The organism is Psychrobacillus sp. 05T411 (genome assembly GCF_056396485.1).
This window is the reverse complement of sequence record NZ_JBFTLO010000008.1, coordinates 1-20457: the sequence shown is the minus strand read 5'-3', so window position 1 is coordinate 20457 and position 20457 is coordinate 1. Positions and strand designations below refer to the sequence as shown.

Sequence of the window (20457 nt, the reverse complement as noted above, 5' to 3'; positions counted from 1 at the left end):
TTTTTTCAAGCTTGATGGTTGTTGAATTTTTTTATCAGCCGTCATCACCATAAAATAACTCCTCCTTTCTAATTCATGGATTAATTTTCTGAGAAATAAATGGGATTTGTTAATAAAATACGATTTAGATTGTTATCAAAAGCTGATACTCTCAACCATTTCAATTGTTTAATCGTATCGATTTTGTATTGAATATTTAATTGATCACTACTAACTAAATCTCCTAAATTCGATTCCACTTTCACGACATGCACCTTGGCAGCATTTGTAAGATGAATATTTACTACCATGTCATCGACACCATTTGAAGTTATCCGATCTCCAATTGTCCACTCGTTATTAATGTTCCACTCCATTTGAGGTGCAATTGTCATATAGCTTCTTCCAAGCTTTATGGCTTGTAAGATGTCCCGTTCCCTTGCATTTTTCTCCGCCATGACATAAAGAGAAGGTGGCATTTTAGCTGTATTTGAATGATGCCAATCCCTTCCGCATGTAGCGGGGATTTCAATACCACTATTTAATAATTGCGTCCATTTCCCAATGGCATCTGCACTGGATAACGAATAATGAGGATCCTCTGAATTCCAAACTTCGATAAAATCAATATACTCTAGCGATTCCAATACATACTGCCATCTACAGCCTGTACAATATGGACTTCCAACATCGAATGGATGAGCAATACCTATTAATAAATTTTGCTCTTTCATTTCTTTTAATTTTGCATTGATATTAAATCGATCAATGGATGTCCAATCGATCGGCTTTTGATCTTGATAGCCTAATGTTAAGAAATGTCCGTGTAATGTTGTCATTTCTAATCCTTTAATCAACTTGATTGATTTATTCTCCGTTGCAAGTTCATTAAACGCACTTAATGTATTATGATCTGTTATCGCTAGCCAATCGATGTTTTGCTTAATAGCTTCGTTCACTAATTCGGAAGTAGTATGAATAGCATCACTATGCTGCGTATGCGAATGCAATTCTACTTTTTGGAAATGGCGGTAATCCATTTTATTTCTCTCTAATGACTTTTTAGAAATATCTTCTATTGCTATAGGTTGATGTACATTCAATTCCTCTTCATGTAGAGCTTGAATTGTGCAATCGATTTGCGTCAATTCCGTCACCAATGCATGTAGATTAAAAGAGATATCCCAAAATCCTGGCTCGATTTCGCCAGTATTCATACCTGGTGTAGAACTAGTGTTGTTAATAGTAATCGTTCCAACTGTTTCAAATCGATGACAACTTCCTTCGAATCCTTTATTGGAGCGAGCTGATATAGTAATTAGGTTTCTTACGGATTGAATATGAGCTCTATCTGAAGAAGCCATATGGTTGTCTTTCTGATATTTTAAAAATAGTTTATCTACATTTGCTTCTACTTTTTCTTCCGTTGGTGAGTAAGCATAATGGATAATAAGCTCTTTCGTTAACTTCGGGACTTCCACTCTAAATAATATATGGGACTGATGTGCGTCCGGGGTAACTGTAAGTTGATAGTTCCCTAAAGTGGTTTTAAACGGCGACAATTGCTTCACCTTTCTCCATCTCTACTGGATGTAATTCAATTCGTTCGGTTGATTTTTCATCAAAATAGTGGATATGTTCAAAGTCAAAAATCATGTCAATGGATTGACCTGATTCAAATGGTTCTACTGCATCTACTTTTACAACCATTTCATTAGTATTCAATTTCACATGTAAAATGGTTTCAGACCCTGTTAGTTCTGCTAATTCAATATTTGTTTGAAAATGATAGCTATTTTCACTTTCTGTATGCTCTTTACATAATTTAATATGTTCGGGTCTGATACCAACAACAATGCTTTTATTCATATATCCTTTTGTTTTTAATCGATTAATCTGATCAACTGGTAAAGGAATAATAGTTCCAGTTATATCTAGTCCCGCTTCTGTTAAAATACCTTCCAGAAAGTTCATAGCAGGAGCACCTATAAAGCTCCCAACAAAAATATTATTTGGTTTTGCGTAAATTTCCCGTGGTGTTCCAACTTGTTGAATGACGCCATCTTTTAATACAACGATTCTAGTCGCCATTGTCATTGCTTCCGTTTGATCATGTGTTACATATATAGTTGTTGTTTTTAATTCTTTATGAAGCTTCGTAATTTCTGCTCGCATTTGTGTTCTTAACTTCGCATCTAGATTAGAAAGAGGCTCGTCCATTAAAAATACTTTGGCGTCCCTTACAATCGCTCTTCCTAAAGCTACACGTTGTCTTTGTCCACCTGACAAGGCTTTAGGTTTTCTATCTAATAACGATTCAATATCTAAAATCTTTGCTGCTTTAAGCACACGTTCTTTAATTTCCTTTTTCGGTACCTTTCTTAACTTTAAAGAAAAAGCCATATTACCGAATACAGTCATATGTGGGTACAGTGCATAGTTTTGAAAAACCATTGCAATATCTCTGTCTTTCGGATGTAAAGAATTTACTATCTTATCGTCTATGAGTATTTCACCACCACTTATACTTTCAAGACCTGCAATCATTCGGAGTGTAGTGGATTTACCACAACCTGAAGGACCAACAAACACAATAAACTCTTCATCATCTATTGTTAAATTAAAATCTTTTACTGCTTTTACGTCACCACTATACTCTTTCGACAAATTGCGAATTAATAACTTAGCCATGGTACCTCCTAGTAAAGTTCGTTTAACTTTTGCTTCTTGATTTTTTATGTTTGTTTTGTTTTTGTTTACAAGAGAAATTTAACATGCAAATATTAAGTAGATATATTTCGGAAGTAAATAATTTGTAAATACCAAAAAATCAGCATAATAAAAAAGGTAACTAAAGCGCATGAGCGTTTAGTTACCCTTTTTCTATTAAAACTGATCTTTGACATGAAAAAAGACGTATTTTGTATTTGGTGTATGGGCATAGGAATCTGAATAGTTCCAATGCCTGTTTCGACTATTATTCGTATGCGCATTTACATAGGGGATCCCATCTTGAACGCTTGTTACAATCGTGGAATGATCGTATCTCCCATCCCCTTCAAAATCATAAAAGATAAGATCTCCCGGAATCAGCTTACTTGGAGAGTCTACTTGAGTCGCCTGTAAGCCCTTTGTAGATCCCGCCAAATACCAGCGTAAACCATGAGGAGTACTCCAACTGAAACTCCATGTATTATTTCCTAGCCACCATCCTCTCTCCCTATTATATTGTCCTCTCATAGGGGCACCACCGGCAAATAAGCATTGGGAAATATAATTGGTACAATCCACATCAAACACGGGAAACTTGGGGTTGTAGCTATTCCACCACTTTTGGGCATAAGCTACCGCAGCATCGCGGTTATAAGTTGCCAATTTTCGACCTCCCTCTATTTGTTTATATGATTTCAAAGGAATTATATGCTAGTATTGAGTCAATGAATTCAAATTTTTCAACAAAAATTAAAGACCCCGGCGGATGTCACCATTTTTGGAGAAATGGCAACCTACTTTTTAGAAAGGAAGATGGCAAGTGATACAGCATGCAGAAAAAGAAATAACCGAGTCGACTTTACTTTGCGACGACAAAGGTAATTTGAATCCAAAGGCAATTGGATATGCCAAAAAGCCAATCATTGAGAGCAATTTAAAAGGTCATTATATGCGGAAGAAAAAGTGGAATTATTGGTGTATCTTTGGAGATGATATACTCTTTTCTGCAACCATTAGCCATTTAGATTATGCAGCAGTTTGTTCTGTATATTTTTTAAATTATGAAACACAACGGTTTGTCGAAAAAACGGTTACAATCCCTTTTGGCAATAAAATAAAAATGCCTTCGAACGTTTTAGAAAGTCTGCAACTTCATTCGAAGGAAATGTCTATTCATCTATTATATATACAAAACGAAACACATATGACAATTACGATACCTGATTTTGATGGAGACTTTTTGCATGCTGATTTACATATTTCACATCCTTTAGAAGATGAATCTTTGAATGTAGTCATCCCTTGGAATCGGACTCAGTTTCAATTTACAGCAAAGCAGCATATATTGCCTGCTACAGGTTTTGTAAAAATGGGAGACGCTCGTTATATTTTTCAAGCAGAGGATAACTTCGCCGTACTTGATTACAGTAGAGGGGTTCTGCCTAGAGAGATGACACGGAATTGGGGATTTGCTTCTCAACGTGTAGGACCTCGACGAATTGGGTTAAACTTTGGTGGAAAATGGACAGATGGTACGGGCATGACTGAAAATGCCATTATACTAGATGGTAAGTTAATGAAAATACATGAGGACTTAATGTTTACCTATGATACAAATGATTTTATGTTACCCTGGAAAATGAAAACCAAATTTTCGAAAGAAGTAGATTTAACATTTACCCCTTTTTTCCACAGAACTGCAAAAACGGATATAAAGCTTGCTTCTTCTGAAGTCCATCAGATGATTGGTTACTATAATGGCAAAATCCAATTAGAAAACGGTCCAACCATACATATCCGCGAAATGTTAGGTTGCATAGAAGAACAAAAAGCGAAATGGTAATAGCAAAGGTTGCCTACCGAGTATTTTTTCTACTCGGTGGCAACTTTTGCTTTTTAGTCGGAAAACCCATTTTCCTTCAAACAAACTGCTTAACAAGCTGTTTGTTTTTTTCTTTAAACACATCATTATGAGAAGAAACCATGGCCATTTTATATGCATCCGGTTGAATGAATTGTTTCGCTTGGTTTACTGCATTTGCTGCATCATGGAAAGTTCCTGCTATTAAATGCAATTTCCCGGGATGCGCCAATATATCACCTGCTGCATAAATACCTTCCACAGACGATTCGCTCGTACTAGTACCGTCCACATAAAAGTCCTCTACCATCGCAATGTTCACATCACTATTTTGGAGAAGTTCCGCTTCTCTTTCATATCCATGATTAATAATCACTTCATCAATTTCCAAAAAAGTTACTTCTCCAGTTTCATGGTTTGTTAAAGCTACCTTTTCAACTGCATCATGACTATGTGATGCGATTAGTTTGGATATGGAAGTATTGAAAAGGACTGTTGCGGAGCTTGACATTAATTGACTAACTTGTGCCTCATGTCCATTCAAAGCATCCTTACGATATGTCACATACACTTTCTTAGCAACGGGCTCTAATTCATTTGCCCAATCTACCGCTGAATTGCCTCCCCCGGAAATAACAACTGTCTTATCTTTAAATCTTTGTATAGACTTCACTGTATAATTTAAATTGCTTACTTCGAATCGCTCTGCACCTTCGATATCTAACTTCAAAGGATTAAGGATTCCACCACCTACCGCTAAAATAATTGTTTTAGAATAATGCAATTGACCTGTAGCCGTCTTCAAGCAAAAAATTCGTTGTTCGTTTTGTGTGATGGATTCCACTTTCTCATTTAACACAACTTCCGGATCAAAAGTAAGTCCTTGTTGTACTAATTGTTCGATTAATCGTTCCCCCGAAATTGGAGGTTGCCCCCCTACATCCCAAATCATTTTCTCCGGATATACATGTATTTTCCCGCCTAAATGTGGTTGAAACTCAATAATTTTTGTTTTCAATTCCCGAAGTCCACTATAGAAGGCAGAATATAGTCCAGCTGGTCCCCCACCAATAATCGTTACATCCAATATATCATTCATTTTTTAGTCTCCTAAAATTTATTGTTGACATTATGACTTTATTTAAATATAGTTGCTATTGTGATAATGATAATCGTTATCAACTATTAATGCAACATTAAATTTGGAGGTTTCTGTATGGTCCGTCTTTATACAGACGATTTATCTATTGGCTACGGGGAACGTTTAATCGTAAAGGAGTTATCCGTACAAATTCCAGATCAACAAATTACGACGATTATTGGACCGAATGGATGTGGAAAATCCACCCTTTTAAAAGCTATTACAAGAATTATCTCCCATCAATCTGGCTCGATTGTGTTAGATGGAAAAAGCGTTACAAAAGAAAATACGAAACATCTTGCTAAAAAAATGGCTATCTTACCACAAACACCTGAAAGTGCAGCAGGTCTCACAGTAGGAGAGCTTGTTTCTTACGGAAGATTTCCTTATCAAACTGGTTTTGGGCGACTAACAACGAAAGACTATGAAGTGATTGAGTGGGCTCTTCAAGTTACTGGGACGTCTGAATTCAAGTATTATCCAGTAGATTCACTATCCGGTGGACAACGCCAGCGTGTTTGGATTGCTATGGCACTTGCACAAGAAACCGAAATTATTTTTTTAGATGAACCAACTACATATTTAGATATGGCGCATCAATTGGAAGTGCTAGAACTACTGCAAAAACTGAACAAAGAAGAAAAACGCACAATTGTCATGGTATTACACGATCTCAATCAAGCAGCGCGCTTTGCAGACAATATTATTGCCTTGAAAGCGGGTCAAATTGTAAAAGCAGGTAGTTGCCAGCAAGTCATCACACAAGAAGTACTGCGAGATGTGTTCCAAATAGATGCGGAAATTGGATTGGATCCAAGAACAAATAAACCAATGTGTGTTACATACAACTTACTTAAAGGAGAATAACATTATGAAGAAATTTTTATTTCCAAGTTTACTTTTACTTGTACTAATTTTAGGGGCTTGCAATAACGAGTCCAGCGCTAAAAAAACGAATGACGAACAAGAAGAACCAACTACTATTACGTACCAATCAGAAGAAGGTCCAATTGAAGTTCCTGCTGATCCACAACGTGTAGTTGTTCTCGCTTTTGCTGGTAACGTTGCTGCGCTTGACGTTAATATAGTTGGCGTAGATTCTTGGTCGAAACAAAATCCACGATTTGATAAATTTTTTAAAGATGTGGAAGAAGTATCTGAGGAAAACTTAGAGAAAATTATTGAACTAGATCCAGATTTAATTATCGGGTATTCTACGGTACAAAATTTAGATAAATTAAAAGAAATTGCACCAACCGTAACATTTACTTACGGGAATGTCGATTATTTAACACAGCATTTAGAGATTGGAAAACTACTAAATAAAGAAAAAGAGGCACAAGATTGGATCACTGACTTTAAAAAACGCTCGAAATCTGCTGGGGAAGATATTAAAGCAGCTATCGGTGAAGATGCGACTGTATCAGTAATAGAAAACTTTGATAAACAATTATATGTATATGGCAACAACTGGGGTCGAGGAACGGAGATTCTTTATCAAGAAATGGGCTTAAAAATGCCTAAAAAAGTAGAAGAAACGGCTTTAGCACCTGGATACTTTGCATTGTCTTTAGAAGTACTTCCTGAATTTGCAGGAGATTATGTAGTCTTTAGTAAATCAGCTGGTACAGATAACTCATTCCAAGAGACAGAAACTTATAAAAATATTCCTGCTGTAAAAAATAATCGAGTGTTTGAAGCAAATATGGAAGAGTTTTATTTTAATGATCCACTAACATTAGATTATCAACTTGAATTCTTCCAAGAACACTTTTTAAACGGGAAATAATGATGGTCGAGGAGGAATTCGAGTCTAGGATTCCTCTATTTTTTATAGGTAGATGGAAAGGAAATAAACGATGAAATCTTCTATTCGCTTTAGTGTAAAACTCATAATCGGATTATCTATACTTTTTGTTATGTTTATCGTTGCGATGGTTTTTGGCGCAGCAGAGACCTCTGTTCAAGATGTATGGAATGCTTTATTTTCAAATTTGAAGAATGATCAGATCAATATAATTCGTGAAATTCGTTTTCCAAGAGAAGTTGGAGCTATTGTTGTAGGGGCTGCACTTGCTGTTTCGGGAGCTATTATGCAAGGTATTACAAGGAATCCTCTTGCCGATCCTGGATTACTAGGACTTACTTCAGGAGCGAATGCTGCACTTGCGGTTACACTGGCATTTTTCCCTATGGTGAACTATTTGGGAATCACCATTGCCTGCTTTATTGGAGCCGCAGTAGGTGCCATTATGGTATTTAGTATCGGAGCCATGAAAAAAGGAGGTTTCTCTCCACTTCGAATCGTCCTGGCTGGGGCCGCTGTTTCCGCTTTTTTATATGCGATTGCAGATGGAGTCGGTATTTTTTTCAAAGTATCGAAGAACGTAAATATGTGGACAGCAGGAGGGCTAATCGGAACGAATTGGAGCCAGTTGTATATTATTATTCCATTTGTAAGCGTTGGAATTTTAATTGCTCTATTACTTTCTCGTCAGCTAACTATTTTGAGTTTAAATGAAGAGGTTGCAGTGGGATTAGGCCAGAAGACAGTTCTGATAAAAACAATTCTATTTATCATCATCATATTACTGGCTGGGGCATCCGTGGCACTTGTAGGGAATATGGCATTTGTTGGTTTAATGGTTCCACATATTGTTCGAGCGATTGTTGGAACTGATTATCGTTCTATCATTCCTATGTCAGTCGTTGTCGGAGCTATTCTTATGCTATTTGCCGATACGCTTGGCAGAACGATTAACATTCCTTATGAAACGCCTGTTGCAGCAATTATTGCGATAATGGGATTACCCTTTTTTCTTCTTGTAGTTCGTAAAGGAGGAGGCGTATTCCAATGATTCCAAAAGAGGTTATTAAAAAACAACGTGTGTTTGTTGCCCTATTATCAATTCTCATTTTGACTACTGCTATTATTAGTGCTGGTATCGGCTACTCCTCTTTATCGTTTGACCGTTTGTTACCTACTCTATTTGGACAAGGTACATTCAAAGAGGAATTTGTTTTATTTTCCATTCGTTTACCTCGAATTATTATTACGATACTTGCTGGAATGGCACTTGCATTGTCTGGCGCAATTTTACAAGGGATTACACGTAATGATTTAGCAGATCCGGGTATTATCGGGATAAACTCTGGAGCAGGAGTGGCTATTTCTTTATTCTTCTTATTTTCACCCATTGAACCCGGTTCTTTTGTCTATATGCTTCCTTTTGTAGCATTTATCGGGGCTTTACTTACAGCGTTTTTTATTTACATTCTGTCCTACAATCGAAAAGTAGGTTTGCAGCCTGTACGATTAGTACTTGTCGGTATAGGATTTTCAATGGCTTTGTCCGGCTTAATGATTGTCATTATTTCATCAGCTGAGCGTGAAAAAGTTGATTTTATTGCCAAATGGTTAGCCGGCAATATTTGGGGTTCTGATTGGCCATTTATCTTAGCATTACTACCATGGCTGATCGTTCTGATCCCATTCGCTTTATATAAAGCCAATAAGTTAAATATACTTGGTTTAAATCAACCAGTTGCAATTGGTGTTGGTGTATCCATCGAGAAAGAGCGAATCGTACTTTTACTTGCTGCGGTTGCCCTTGCAGCTTCTGCGGTTTCCGTTACAGGAGGGATTGCATTTATCGGGTTGATGGCACCTCATATTGCCAAAGCAGTGGTAGGTCCTAGACATCAATTATTTGTCCCTGTTGCGATTTTAATCGGCGGCTGGCTATTACTATTTGCGGATACAATTGGTCGAAACGTTGTTGAACCAAGCGGACTTCCGGCTGGGGTAATGGTTGCTTTAATCGGCGGTCCTTATTTTATGTATTTATTGTTGAAGAAGTAAGTGAACAAGGAACTGCCTTATGATTGTTTATAGGCAGTCCCTTTTACTTTACTTGTTAAAATGGTTATACAGTTTTTCCGGAAAATCCGTAAAAATGGCATGTACTCCGGCAGCTTCAAGCATATCGGCATAAAACTCCTCATTCACTGTAAAAACACGTAGCTGTCTCCCACTCTCAATAGCCTCTTTCCCCATTTTACGTAATGCCGTTGGAAAAAAAGCATGTAGTGCATCTGCTCCTACTACTTTCGCATATTCATGCGGAGCAATCATCACTTCCATAAATAAAACAGCCGTTTCGACATGTGGTGCTAGTATTTTAACATGTTGAATCATTTCATGATTAAAAGAAGAAATAACGACTCTTTCTTCCAGTCGATACGCACTTAACATTTCTAATACTTTCTGCTCCATTCCTTCATATGGAAAAATATCCGATTTCAATTCAATATTAATATGGTGATGAGTGTCTTTAAATACATATAGTACCTCCCTTAAAGTAGGAATTGTTTCCCCTTTAAAATTGGGAGAAAACCATTTACCGAAGTCATATGCCTTTAATTCTTTCAGTGTTAAATCCTTAACGAAACCTTGCCCATTCGACGTGCGATCAATCGATTCATCGTGAATGACAACAAGTTCTCCATCTTTTGTCAGATGCACATCGAACTCAACACCATGTATTGGCAATTGGGACGCTGCTTTAAAAGCAGCAATCGTATTTTCTGGATATGTCCCTGAACATCCTCTATGCGCATAAATTTTCATGAAAAGCCGCCTCCTCTTTTATTATCGATCCAGCTCCAGCGCCTTGCCCCTCGGGGTCAAATGTGAAAAAGCTGTGGTGGCTGAGGAGCTGCCTCCTCGCTTTTCCCCATTTGCCTGTCAGGGCAGACATAGGCGCTTGCGCTTTTCATTTATTATACTTTTTTTCAAAAGGAAAACGCCATCTCCAGGTGTGAGATGACGTGTATTTATTCACTTCCTTGGAGGAAGCGGAATATATTTAAGTCTCGGGGGTCTAGCTTTTTTCATGATGAACCATTGTAGACTTGTATGTACTTTCTTTCTAATAGAGCTAAATTGTAAAGTATTCAACCGTTTATTCGAAACTTTCATCGTCACATTGCGTTCATTCAAACCCAATAAGTATCTCTCCTTTTCGATTGAACGTTCTCTTCACCATTCATCCTATCGTAAGTTTATGTAGTCCATATTGAAATTATGTTAGGAGATTGTAAAAAGTTGTCTCTTTTCTACTTGCATTCTTCTTTTCTATCGTTTATTATTTAAATCGTAACCATTACGATTTAAATAAGGAGAATAAAATGACTATACAAACACAAATTCCAGTTACCGTATTAAGTGGATATTTAGGAGCAGGAAAAACAACAGTACTCAATCATCTACTTGCCAATAAAGAAGGAAAGAAAATTGCAGTCATCGTTAATGATATGAGTGAAATTAATATTGACTCCCAGCTCATCCAAGATGGCGGATTTTCTAGAACGGAAGAAAAACTTGTGGAGCTAACAAATGGATGTATTTGCTGCACACTAAGAGAAGATTTAATGATTGAAGTGGAAAAGCTTGCAAAACAAGGAGATATCGATTATATCGTCATCGAATCGACAGGTATTTCAGAACCAATACCTGTTGCTCAAACATTTACTTATATCGATGAAGAAGTGGGAATTGACTTATCTCAATTTTGCAAGTTGGATGCAATGATAACGGTAGTGGATGCATTTCGTTTCTGGACTGATTATGAAAGCGGAGAAACATTACTTGAACGAAAACAAACGGATGATGAATACGATCAACGAGATGTTTCTGACTTATTAATAGATCAGATAGAGTTTGCGGATATTTTATTAGTATCGAAAATAGATTTAGTAACAGCTGAATATGCAGCAGCTTTTCAATCCTTCTTGCGCAAAATGAATCCAGATGCGGAAATTCATCTAATAGAAAACGGTGTAATCGATACTTCTGTTCTACTCGCTCGTCATTTATTTGATTTTGAAAAAGCTTCGAGCGGTGCTGGTTGGATAAAAGAATTGAACGAAGAACATATTCCCGAAACAGAGGAATATGGGATTAGTTCGTTTGTGTATAAAAGAAAACGACCATTTCATCCGAAAAGATGGGAACAATGGTTAAGTGGCTTTCCACAAGAAATCGTCCGCTCAAAAGGCTTCTTTTGGTTAGCATCAAGAAACGAAATGGCTGGTTTACTATCTCAAGCTGGTTCCTCTATTCAGTTCCAAGGTGCTGGTTATTGGATAGCGACACTTCCTAAAGTGGAGCAGCAACAGATTTTTGAAGAGGATTGTACCGTTTCAAGTAGATGGGATGATGAATACGGTGACCGCCAAACGGAGATTGTTTTTATCGGTATGGATATGGATAAGGAAGAAATCGAAGTGGCATTAGATGCTTGCTTGTTGAAAGATGAAGAGATGCATATGGATTGGTCATTATTTGAAGATACGCTTCCTCCGTTTGTAAGTGCTAATTAAGGTATTTTTGGAGTACTGTGGTACAAGTGTTTCTTAGGATTATATTTCTAAAAAGGATGACCCACATCGGGTCATCCTTTTTGAAAGAAATGTATATGATCAATCGTTTTAAATCCTGCTTTTTCGTATACGGATAATGCTGTATCATTATCTGTCTCCACGTCTAAGTAAACATTTTCTTTCCCAAGAAGACGGGCTTCATTTTTCGCCCAACTCAGCATAGCAGTAGCGAGGCCTTTTCCACGAGCATGCTCATGCACACCGAGACCTGTCACCCATAACTTATCGGAATCATCCACAATCGTAACGGTACCTACAACACTATTTTCTAATGTAGCAACCATTAGTCTACGGTTTGGTGATTGCATATTAAATGCAATAAAATTCATCACCTCTTCGACTGTATCCCCAAATGCACTGATAAGCACTTCGATTAACTCGGAATCCTCTGAGCTGTATGGAATGATCTCCACTTCACTACTTAACGAAGTCGCCTCTGCCTTAGCCACCATTGTCCGCTCAGTAAAATCATACTCATAACCCAATTTCTTCAACCATTGTCGTCCCGCTTCCGACTTCTCTGAAACTAAGGCTAAATCGTATATTGCTCCGCGAAGTTCTAAGTTTCTATCTAACTCCGCTACAAGCACCGTTCCAATTCCTTTTCTGCGAAGAGAGGTCGAAACAACTGTGCTCCACTCAAATTCTCCCGTAGCGAGTCGGTCGATAGCCGATAACACGCCAACTAATTTATCTGAATCATCGTCATAGGCTAGTACACAAAAACCTGTTAAATGGGAATCTGTAAACTCACCCGCACTTAATAACGATGCGTAATTCACTGTATCTTCTTGTAATAATTCATTTATTTCTTTCCTTGTATCGATATCTAATGGAATAGATACGGTCATTATAGAAATATTCATAAAAGCCTCCTTAAATTTTCGTATCTGCTAGCATATTATAATACCTCCCTTGACTTTGGAGCAACTCTTCTTGCGGTCCCGACTCTACTAGCTTTCCGTTCTCCATTACAAAAATAAGATCTGCCTTACGTACCGTATTCAAACGATGGGCAATAACAAAACTTGTTCTACCTTCCATTAACCGCTCTAGTGCTTCTTGTATTTTCAGCTCTGTCACGGTATCGATATTCGATGTAGCTTCATCCAGTAATAGAATGGCAGGGTCGGCAACAAGTGCTCTTGCAATGGATACTAATTGCTTTTGACCTTGGCTAATTTCTCCGCCGTCTGCCGTTAAAATCGTATCATATCCATTTGGCAACTTCATTATGAATTCATGTGCATTTGCTTCTTTAGCTGCTGTTACAACTTCTTCATCTGTAGCATTTAATTTCCCGTATCGTATATTTTCTCGTACGGTCATTTCAAAAAGAAATGGATCTTGCAAAACAAATGCCGTTTGGCTTCGCAATGTATGTCTTGGTAGTTCCTCCACCTTAATACCATCTATTAAAATACTTCCGCCATTTACTTCATAAAAACGAGCAAGAAGTTGCATGATGGTTGTTTTTCCTGCACCAGTGGCCCCAACTAAAGCAGCAGTATGCCCAGCCTCTACATGGAAAGAGACATGCTCAATGGTCGGATTTTCATCGTTTTTATCGTACCAAAATGTTACGTCTTCGAATGTTACATTTCCTTTTATTTTATAGTCTTGGTGATCAGTTGCTGCATCTATTTCTTCCGGTTCATCGATAATTGCAAACACACGCTCCGCACCCGCTATCGCTGATAACACAGTATTAAACTGGTTGGCTAAATCGTTTAGAGGACGTGTAAACTGGCGTGCATACTCCGTGAAAATTACGATTTCCCCAATCGATATATGCCCATAAAATGCAAGGATTCCTCCAGCTGCAGCAACCAGTGTAAAACTCATATTATTTAAAAAGTTCATCACTTTGGGGATAAACCCTGAATAAGTAAGTGCCCAAAACCCAGTTCGTTTTAAACGTTCACTTTTCATTGCAAATTCCTCTAACATATGAGTCTCTTGAGAAAACGCTTTGACGATTCGTTGACCAGAAACAGTTTCTTCAATCATTCCATTAAGTTCCCCAAGTGCCTTTTGCTGCTCTTTAAATAACTTGGAAGTATGTCTCGTGATCCATCGCATCGCAACATACATAAAAGGTACAATAATCAACGTGATAACAGTCATTAGTGGACTTAATAGAAGCATAACGACCGTTGTTCCGACTAGAGTTAACACACTTGAAAATACTTGTATAAAAGAAGAATTCAACGTTTGACTGACGTTTTCTATATCATTGGTCATCCTGCTCATTAATTCCCCATGTTGTCGTTTATCAAAAAACGATACAGGTAGTTTTTGTAAATGATTAAACAATCCCGTTCTTAGCCTATAAATCGTTTGCTGTGCAATACCAATCATCCAATAACTTTGTAAATACATCGTGACAGACAAAAATACATACACAATGATCAATATGCCAATCATATTGGCAAGTCCTGCAATAACGCTTTTAGCAATATATTCATCGATAATAATACCGATTAAATAAGGTCCAAATAAAGCTAAAGCAGAACTAGCGATGACTAATAAAAGCACCATAATCAATAAAAAACGTTGCTCATCAACTAGCTTCCATACCCGACTGAGAACACCTTTCCAATCAGATGCCTTCTCCACTTTTTTCTTGTGGTCCTTCTTCAAATCTTCCTTGGTCACAATAGGTTCATATCCAAAAGGTTTACGAATGAAGTTCATCACGTCCGCCCCCCTCCTGCTGTGATTCTGCAATTTCCCTATATAAAGAGGAACTTTCCATCAACTCTTCATGCGTACCGTATGCCGAAACTTTGCCTTCTTCTAGCAAAAGAATTTGATCCGCGCCTTTTGCGGTTCTAATTTTTTGCGTAACGACAAGCATCGTTGCATGTTCTTGTTCTAAAGCTTCCCATAAGGCATTTTCAGTCGACACATCTAAGGCACTCGTACTATCATCCAATAATAAAATTTCTGGTTTACGTACTAGTGCACGTGCTATGGACAATCTTTGTTTTTGACCGCCAGATAAATTGACTCCTTTTTGACCCACTCTCGTATCATATTGATCTGGGAAATGTTCAATAGAATGGTGAATTTGCGCTTGTATTGCCGCTTCTTTAAGCGTTTCACCGTTAGCGGTTGCATCTCCCCATCCTAAGTTTTCTTCAATACTTCCTGTAAAAAGTATAGATTGTTGCGGCACAAGCCCAATTGTTTGTCTTAACTCTTTTAGTGGCCATTCTTTTACTTCTACCCCATCAATCCGTATTTCACCTTCTGTCGCATCAAAAAAACGTAGTATTAAGTTTAATAGCGTCGACTTCCCGGAACCTGTTGCCCCCATAATGGCAAGTTTTGTTCCCGATTCTAAAGTAAAAGAAACGTCTTTTAGAACAGGTAAATCGGTCGTTGGATAATAAAAAGAAACATGTTGAAATTCAATTTCTCCCTTCTTCGGAACAGTATTCGCAGGATCTTTACTTATGTCTTCGATTCCTTCTTCCACTACTAAAACCTCTTCCATACGTTCTGCTGAAGCCTTCGCTCTAGAGAAAAATATGATAATGAAAGAAAACATGGAAAATGCACCCGTCATACGCATTGCATAGTTAACAATCGCAACAAGATCCCCCATCTTCGTGTCTCCTGTTTGAATTTCTTTTGCGCCAAACCAAAGCACTGCCATTAAACTCACATTCATGACAAATAAAAGAACGGGTAAAATAAGCTCCATAATACGAAATGCTTTCACATTATCTATTTTTAATGTATTTGCAACAGATGCAAAACGAGTCGATTCAAAACTACCACGTAAATACGCTTTGATAAGGCGAACGGCTTGCAAATTTTCTTGCACTTTCCGTGTTACGTGGTCCACACTTCTTTGTACTTTTCCAAATAGCTTAAGTCCTCTTTTACTCATTAAAAATAGAAAAACGATTAAAATCGGTGCCCCCATCACTAAGAACATAGCTAGGTAAGCATGAACAAAAAAAGACATCACAATGCTTCCAATAACTAATAGTGGTGCTCGAAGCATTATACGCAGCCCCATAAATATTAAGTTTTGCGTAATTGTCACATCATTCGTTAAGCGCGTTATTAGGCTAGAAGATGGAAACCTTAAAAAAGTTGCCATCGTAAACGACTGTACTTGCTTGAATAAGGCCTGGCGAATGTCAAACCCATAACATTGCACAACATGAGATGCGATGAAAGTATTAATGATTCCTGCTAAAAAAGCAATCACCGATATCCCAAGCATTATAATTCCCCAAAAAATAATTGTCTGCTGATCACCCGCTAGTATTCCATCGTCAATAATGGTTGCTATTAACAAAGGCTGGACAAGCTCTACAGAAAGCTCTACTAACATGAGCAGTAACGCGATGACAACAAGCCACTTATATGGCGATAAATAAGAAAAAATCGTCCTCACAAACACAACACCCCTAGATTCTTCGTTACTCGAATTATTTCTATATGGAGTCTATTATGCCATAACATGGACACAACATATAGAAAAAAGATGGCCTCAATTAGCCATCTTTCCTTTTCGTTTCCATTTAATTTCACCAGCGATCGAAAGCCATGTGACGAATACAAGCATCACGACAACTCCTACATATTGCCAAGCCCCAAAAACTTGGCCTAACCAAATAACGGAAATAACCATGGCAGTTAATGGTTCCATACTCGATAGAATACTAGTTTCTACTGGTGATATGTACTTCATACTTGTTAAAAAGAAAATAAAAGCAATCGTCGCGATAAGAATAATGATACAAGTCATTAAGTTAAATGGATAACTTACAAGGACTTCCCACTCGTTCGAACGCCAAATTTGAGAGACCAATGCTAGTACTATACCCCCTATTAACATCCCCCAACCTACGACAATGAGTACCCCCCACTCTTTCATAAGCCTAGCGGGATACACCGTATAAATAGAAAATGCAACACCGAGTGCCAATCCCCAAAAAAGTGCTTCCTTACTTATTAATAGCTGATTGAATTTAGCATTTGTTAATAAAAAAAACAACCCAATAAGCGTTCCAATAATACCTATAATTTGATAGTTAGGTGGAAACATCCTACTCTTCCACGAAAGAAATACTACAATATAAATTGGCCCCAAAAATTGTAGTAATGTTGCAACAGACGCATTACTCGCCTCAATTGCCGCAACAAAAGTATACTGAACAGCGAGCATTCCAAATATACTAAAAACGATTAATTGCTTTAACCAACTTTTCTCTTTCCATATAGTATAAATAGGCTTTCCTTTAATTCTTAAAAAAGCTAATATACATATTCCTGCTACGATTAATCGAACAGTAAGAAAGAAAGGAACAGATAAGTTACTTTCTTTTAATAACCATTCCATCATCGGTCCAGAGGCTCCCCACATTATAGAACCTAAAATAATTAATATTATACCCTTCCAACGTTCCATTTTTACTATTCCTCATTTCTTTTCCCGTTTGCAACTAGCCCCTTATACCTTAAATATATTTTTCAATGAATATATTGTTCTACTTTAATGACTATTTTATGTATTTTATATATAATGGATGTATATTATTCAAAGGAGCCGTTAATATGTACCTAAAAGATGATTTATTTGATCCTAGTAATACTATTTTTAATCATTTACCTTTCCCAACTTTTATGACAAATAGGGACGGTCATATTATTTGGTGGAGCAGGGAAGCCGAAAAGCAGTTCGGATACCAGTTGGAAGACTTACAAGGATCTAAAGCTCCACTGTTTAATGAACACACTTATGGACATTTAACTGCTAATTGGGAAACAATCCTACATCAAGATGAGCCAATTCGCTTCAGTCCTGTCACCCTTTACTCAAAAGATAAAAACTCCACGAAAACATCAATCGTTGTCAAATCAATCTTTCTGAATGACAATCACTATGTTTTTTTCCAAATTGAATCAAATACAATACAAAATACAGAAGAATCATCTTTTTTAGAGTTACAATTATTAAAAAAAGGTTTATCTAAGTCATTTATGGTTGCTTATTTAGACAAAGAAGGATTAATCCTTCATGCCAATGAGATGTTCTTAAAAAGAAGTAATTGGACTCCGAAACGAATTGTCGGAAAGACATTTTGGCAACTTTTCCCAAACACTTCACAACATATTTCCATTGCTGATAAAATTATGAACACATTACAAAAAGGACAAATTTTCCATGATACCGTCGAGAAAACGACAAAAGACGGAGAAAGTTATTGGGTTGAGTTAATTGCAATACCAATTACTAATAAGGAAAATCATACGCTATACCACTTGTTATTGGAAGAAGAAATTACGGAAAAAAAACTAATACAATCACGCCTAGAACAAATAGCCTATGTCGATACAGAAACTGGTCTATTGAGTAGACATCGTTTAGAAGAAACTGTGGACGAATACATTCAAGAGGACAAATACTTTTCCTTTGTTTCCCTTAGCATTGATCAATTTTATACATTAAAAAAAATATTCAACGATCAAACGGAGTCTCAATTATTAAATGAATTTACGAAAAGATTGAAAATCTATTTTGAAGAATCGATTATTGCTAGGTCCGGAAGAAATGAATTTACTATTATTACAACATTAGGGGAATGGTTTATACAAGGATTCGTTCATTATTTAAAACAAAACCCAATTTATCTAGACAATAAAATTGTCGCTCTTACGGTCAGCGGAGCAATTACTAGGTACCCAGAAGATCAACAATCCTATTTGCACTTATTGAAAGCAAATGATATGAAAATCCAACGAGTGAAATTAGAAGGTGGTGGCATGATTGCGAGCCTGTCCTCATCTGATCATCATAAGCTAACTCGTCGTGCGCAAATTGAAAAGCGATTACTGGAAGCATTAAATCACCGTAATCTTCATGTTCTATATTTGCCACAAAAAGATGTATTAACCAATAAAATTACAGCAGTGGAAGCACTCGTACGTTGGGAAGACGATATACTTGGAATCGTTTCTCCTGAAGAACTAATACCTATTGCCGAAGAAACTGGACTAATCAATGAAATTGGTGCTTTCATGCTAGAAAAGGTTTGTGAGCAAGCAGCAATTTGGCAGCAAAAAGGGATACCGATTAAAGTGAGTTTCAACTCATCTATTCGGGAATTCCGTGATAAAAACATGGTAAAAGCCATTCGTAATGTATTAGATAAATACAAATGCTCACCGGAGCTTTTACAAATCGAGTTTACAGAAAAGTTCGCGCTCGAAGCGGAAGCGGAAAAGTCTATTATTCAGCAAATGCAAACATTACAACAAGATGGAGTTGTTTTTATTTTAGATGATTTTGGTACAGGGTATGCATCACTTAGGTACTTGCAACTTCTTCCCATTAGTAAGCTAAAAATCGATAAATCATTTGTGAGTTCTATTATGCAACAAGAAAAATTACAAAAGCTTATCCAAGGACTAATCCAGTTTGGTCAATCTTTGGACGTACATGTTGTCGCAGAAGGTGTAGAAACAGAAGAACAATATGAGCTATTAAAACAAATGGGTTGTGATTCAGCTCAGGGATACTATATAAGCCGCCCAATCCCTGCAGAAGAAGTCGAAGCACTTTTAAGATAAAAAACAATGTTCTTTATAGGTCGCCTCTGAATAGGTGTGCAGTATAGGGAAACTGCGACGTAGTGCGTTGACTAGTGACCGCTATGATTTTCGCTGCAGGACGGACGCTTTCCGTGGGGGGAGTGATGAGCCTTCACCGCCGCTTGCGCTGGAGTCGCCGCCCTGCAGCGAAAATCAATGAAAATGGCTAAATTATTGAGATCCCATATTACAATAAATGGTTGAACGAGACAATATCCACTACGAACGCGACAATTTCGCCTTTGAACACGACAATGCACACCTCGAACGCGACAATAAGATAGCTGAACACGACAAACTAGTCGAGTAGATGCCGGCCAGGCGTGTTTGACGGGCTTTAAGACATATAATTCCTATAATATGTCAGAATTATTGTTGTCTCACATCAAGTAAAGAGCCATTTTGAGAATTGGTTGCTTTCACCGACAATTTGGTTGCTTTCCATGCAGAACTGGTTGCTCCCAGTGATCGGTTGGTTGCCCTTAACCATTTATTGGATGAATGCAATGGAAAAACTGGTTGAAATTTTGTTTTTTAATGGRATGGTATGGATAATTGGGCAATTTCCACTGATTTTCGCTACAGGCGTCGACTCCTGCCGGATGAGTGGGCTAATGAGACATCCCAACGTACGCCTAAGGGCGGCGGGGATGGCTCATCGCTCACCCGGCGGAAAGCGTACGACTGTAGCGAAAATCACACA

The 20457-nt window shown here is 37.4% G+C and carries 16 protein-coding genes; 7 read left to right on the top strand and 9 right to left on the bottom strand.

Translation table 11 applies throughout. From position 1 onward, the window contains the following. Window positions 1-80 precede the first annotated feature (80 nt). The 3 genes from AC1DFT_RS07920 to AC1DFT_RS07910 all read right to left on the bottom strand — a co-directional run bounded on the left by AC1DFT_RS07920 (window position 81) and on the right by AC1DFT_RS07910 (window position 3354). Window positions 81-1550: a CehA/McbA family metallohydrolase gene (locus tag AC1DFT_RS07920; protein WP_477918648.1), complete on the bottom strand. Its 1470-nt coding sequence runs from the start codon at window positions 1548-1550 to the stop codon at window positions 81-83. Next, window positions 1528-2670 carry an ABC transporter ATP-binding protein gene (locus tag AC1DFT_RS07915; protein ID WP_477918647.1) on the bottom strand — a complete coding sequence of 381 codons (1143 nt, stop codon included), beginning with the start codon at window positions 2668-2670 and terminating at the stop codon, window positions 1528-1530. The genes AC1DFT_RS07920 and AC1DFT_RS07915 overlap by 23 nt, the downstream gene beginning before the upstream one ends. 195 nt (window positions 2671-2865) lie before the next feature. Next, window positions 2866-3354: an amidase domain-containing protein gene (locus AC1DFT_RS07910; RefSeq protein WP_477918646.1), complete on the bottom strand. Its 489-nt coding sequence runs from the start codon at window positions 3352-3354 to the stop codon at window positions 2866-2868. Between the two features lie 157 nt (window positions 3355-3511). Here AC1DFT_RS07910 and AC1DFT_RS07905 point away from each other — a divergent pair, with 157 nt between their 5' ends. Further along, window positions 3512-4534, top strand: a complete 1023-nt coding sequence (locus AC1DFT_RS07905; protein ID WP_477918645.1) for a DUF2804 domain-containing protein — start codon at window positions 3512-3514, stop codon at window positions 4532-4534. 76 nt (window positions 4535-4610) lie between these two features. On the opposite strand, the gene AC1DFT_RS07900 is transcribed toward AC1DFT_RS07905, so the two are convergent. Beyond that, window positions 4611-5651 carry an NAD(P)/FAD-dependent oxidoreductase gene (locus AC1DFT_RS07900; RefSeq protein WP_477918644.1) on the bottom strand — a complete coding sequence of 347 codons (1041 nt, stop codon included), beginning with the start codon at window positions 5649-5651 and terminating at the stop codon, window positions 4611-4613. Between the two features lie 117 nt (window positions 5652-5768). Here AC1DFT_RS07900 and AC1DFT_RS07895 point away from each other — a divergent pair, with 117 nt between their 5' ends. The 4 genes from AC1DFT_RS07895 to AC1DFT_RS07880 all read left to right on the top strand — a co-directional run bounded on the left by AC1DFT_RS07895 (window position 5769) and on the right by AC1DFT_RS07880 (window position 9555). Then, on the top strand, window positions 5769-6560 hold the full coding sequence (locus AC1DFT_RS07895; RefSeq protein WP_477918643.1) for an ABC transporter ATP-binding protein: 792 nt from the start codon (window positions 5769-5771) through the stop codon (window positions 6558-6560). A 4-nt stretch (window positions 6561-6564) separates the two neighbouring features. After that, window positions 6565-7482: an iron-hydroxamate ABC transporter substrate-binding protein gene (locus AC1DFT_RS07890; RefSeq protein ID WP_477918642.1), complete on the top strand. Its 918-nt coding sequence runs from the start codon at window positions 6565-6567 to the stop codon at window positions 7480-7482. Window positions 7483-7552: 70 nt separating this feature from the next. Further along, window positions 7553-8551 (top strand): FecCD family ABC transporter permease, encoded by a 999-nt coding sequence (locus AC1DFT_RS07885; RefSeq protein WP_477918641.1) that lies wholly within the window; start codon window positions 7553-7555, stop codon window positions 8549-8551. Further along, on the top strand, window positions 8548-9555 hold the full coding sequence (locus AC1DFT_RS07880; RefSeq protein ID WP_477918640.1) for a FecCD family ABC transporter permease: 1008 nt from the start codon (window positions 8548-8550) through the stop codon (window positions 9553-9555). The genes AC1DFT_RS07885 and AC1DFT_RS07880 overlap by 4 nt, the downstream gene beginning before the upstream one ends. A 48-nt stretch (window positions 9556-9603) precedes the next feature. On the opposite strand, the gene AC1DFT_RS07875 is transcribed toward AC1DFT_RS07880, so the two are convergent. Then, window positions 9604-10323 carry a glycerophosphodiester phosphodiesterase gene (locus tag AC1DFT_RS07875; protein WP_477918639.1) on the bottom strand — a complete coding sequence of 240 codons (720 nt, stop codon included), beginning with the start codon at window positions 10321-10323 and terminating at the stop codon, window positions 9604-9606. A gap of 560 nt (window positions 10324-10883) precedes the next feature. On the opposite strand from AC1DFT_RS07875, the gene AC1DFT_RS07870 reads away from it, so the two are divergent. Continuing rightward, complete coding sequence (locus AC1DFT_RS07870; RefSeq protein ID WP_477918638.1) at window positions 10884-12077, top strand: GTP-binding protein; 1194 nt, start codon at window positions 10884-10886, stop codon at window positions 12075-12077. A 71-nt stretch (window positions 12078-12148) separates the two neighbouring features. Here AC1DFT_RS07870 and AC1DFT_RS07865 read toward each other — a convergent pair whose 3' ends face one another. From AC1DFT_RS07865 to AC1DFT_RS07850, 4 genes are all read right to left on the bottom strand, one after another. Beyond that, entirely contained in the window at window positions 12149-13003 is an 855-nt protein-coding gene (locus tag AC1DFT_RS07865; protein WP_477918637.1) for a GNAT family N-acetyltransferase, read from the bottom strand. A 10-nt stretch (window positions 13004-13013) separates the two neighbouring features. Further along, the gene (locus AC1DFT_RS07860; protein ID WP_477918894.1) at window positions 13014-14834 is read right to left on the bottom strand and encodes an ABC transporter ATP-binding protein; all 1821 of its coding nucleotides are present in this window, start codon (window positions 14832-14834) and stop codon (window positions 13014-13016) included. After that, complete coding sequence (locus AC1DFT_RS07855; RefSeq protein ID WP_477918636.1) at window positions 14818-16554, bottom strand: ABC transporter ATP-binding protein; 1737 nt, start codon at window positions 16552-16554, stop codon at window positions 14818-14820. The genes AC1DFT_RS07860 and AC1DFT_RS07855 overlap by 17 nt, the downstream gene beginning before the upstream one ends. A gap of 96 nt (window positions 16555-16650) precedes the next feature. Next, entirely contained in the window at window positions 16651-17571 is a 921-nt protein-coding gene (locus AC1DFT_RS07850) for a DMT family transporter (protein ID WP_477918635.1), read from the bottom strand. 146 nt (window positions 17572-17717) lie between these two features. Between AC1DFT_RS07850 and AC1DFT_RS07845 the strand changes: the two genes are divergently transcribed. Beyond that, on the top strand, window positions 17718-19733 hold the full coding sequence (locus tag AC1DFT_RS07845) for an EAL domain-containing protein (protein WP_477918634.1): 2016 nt from the start codon (window positions 17718-17720) through the stop codon (window positions 19731-19733). Window positions 19734-20457: the final 724 nt, after the last annotated feature.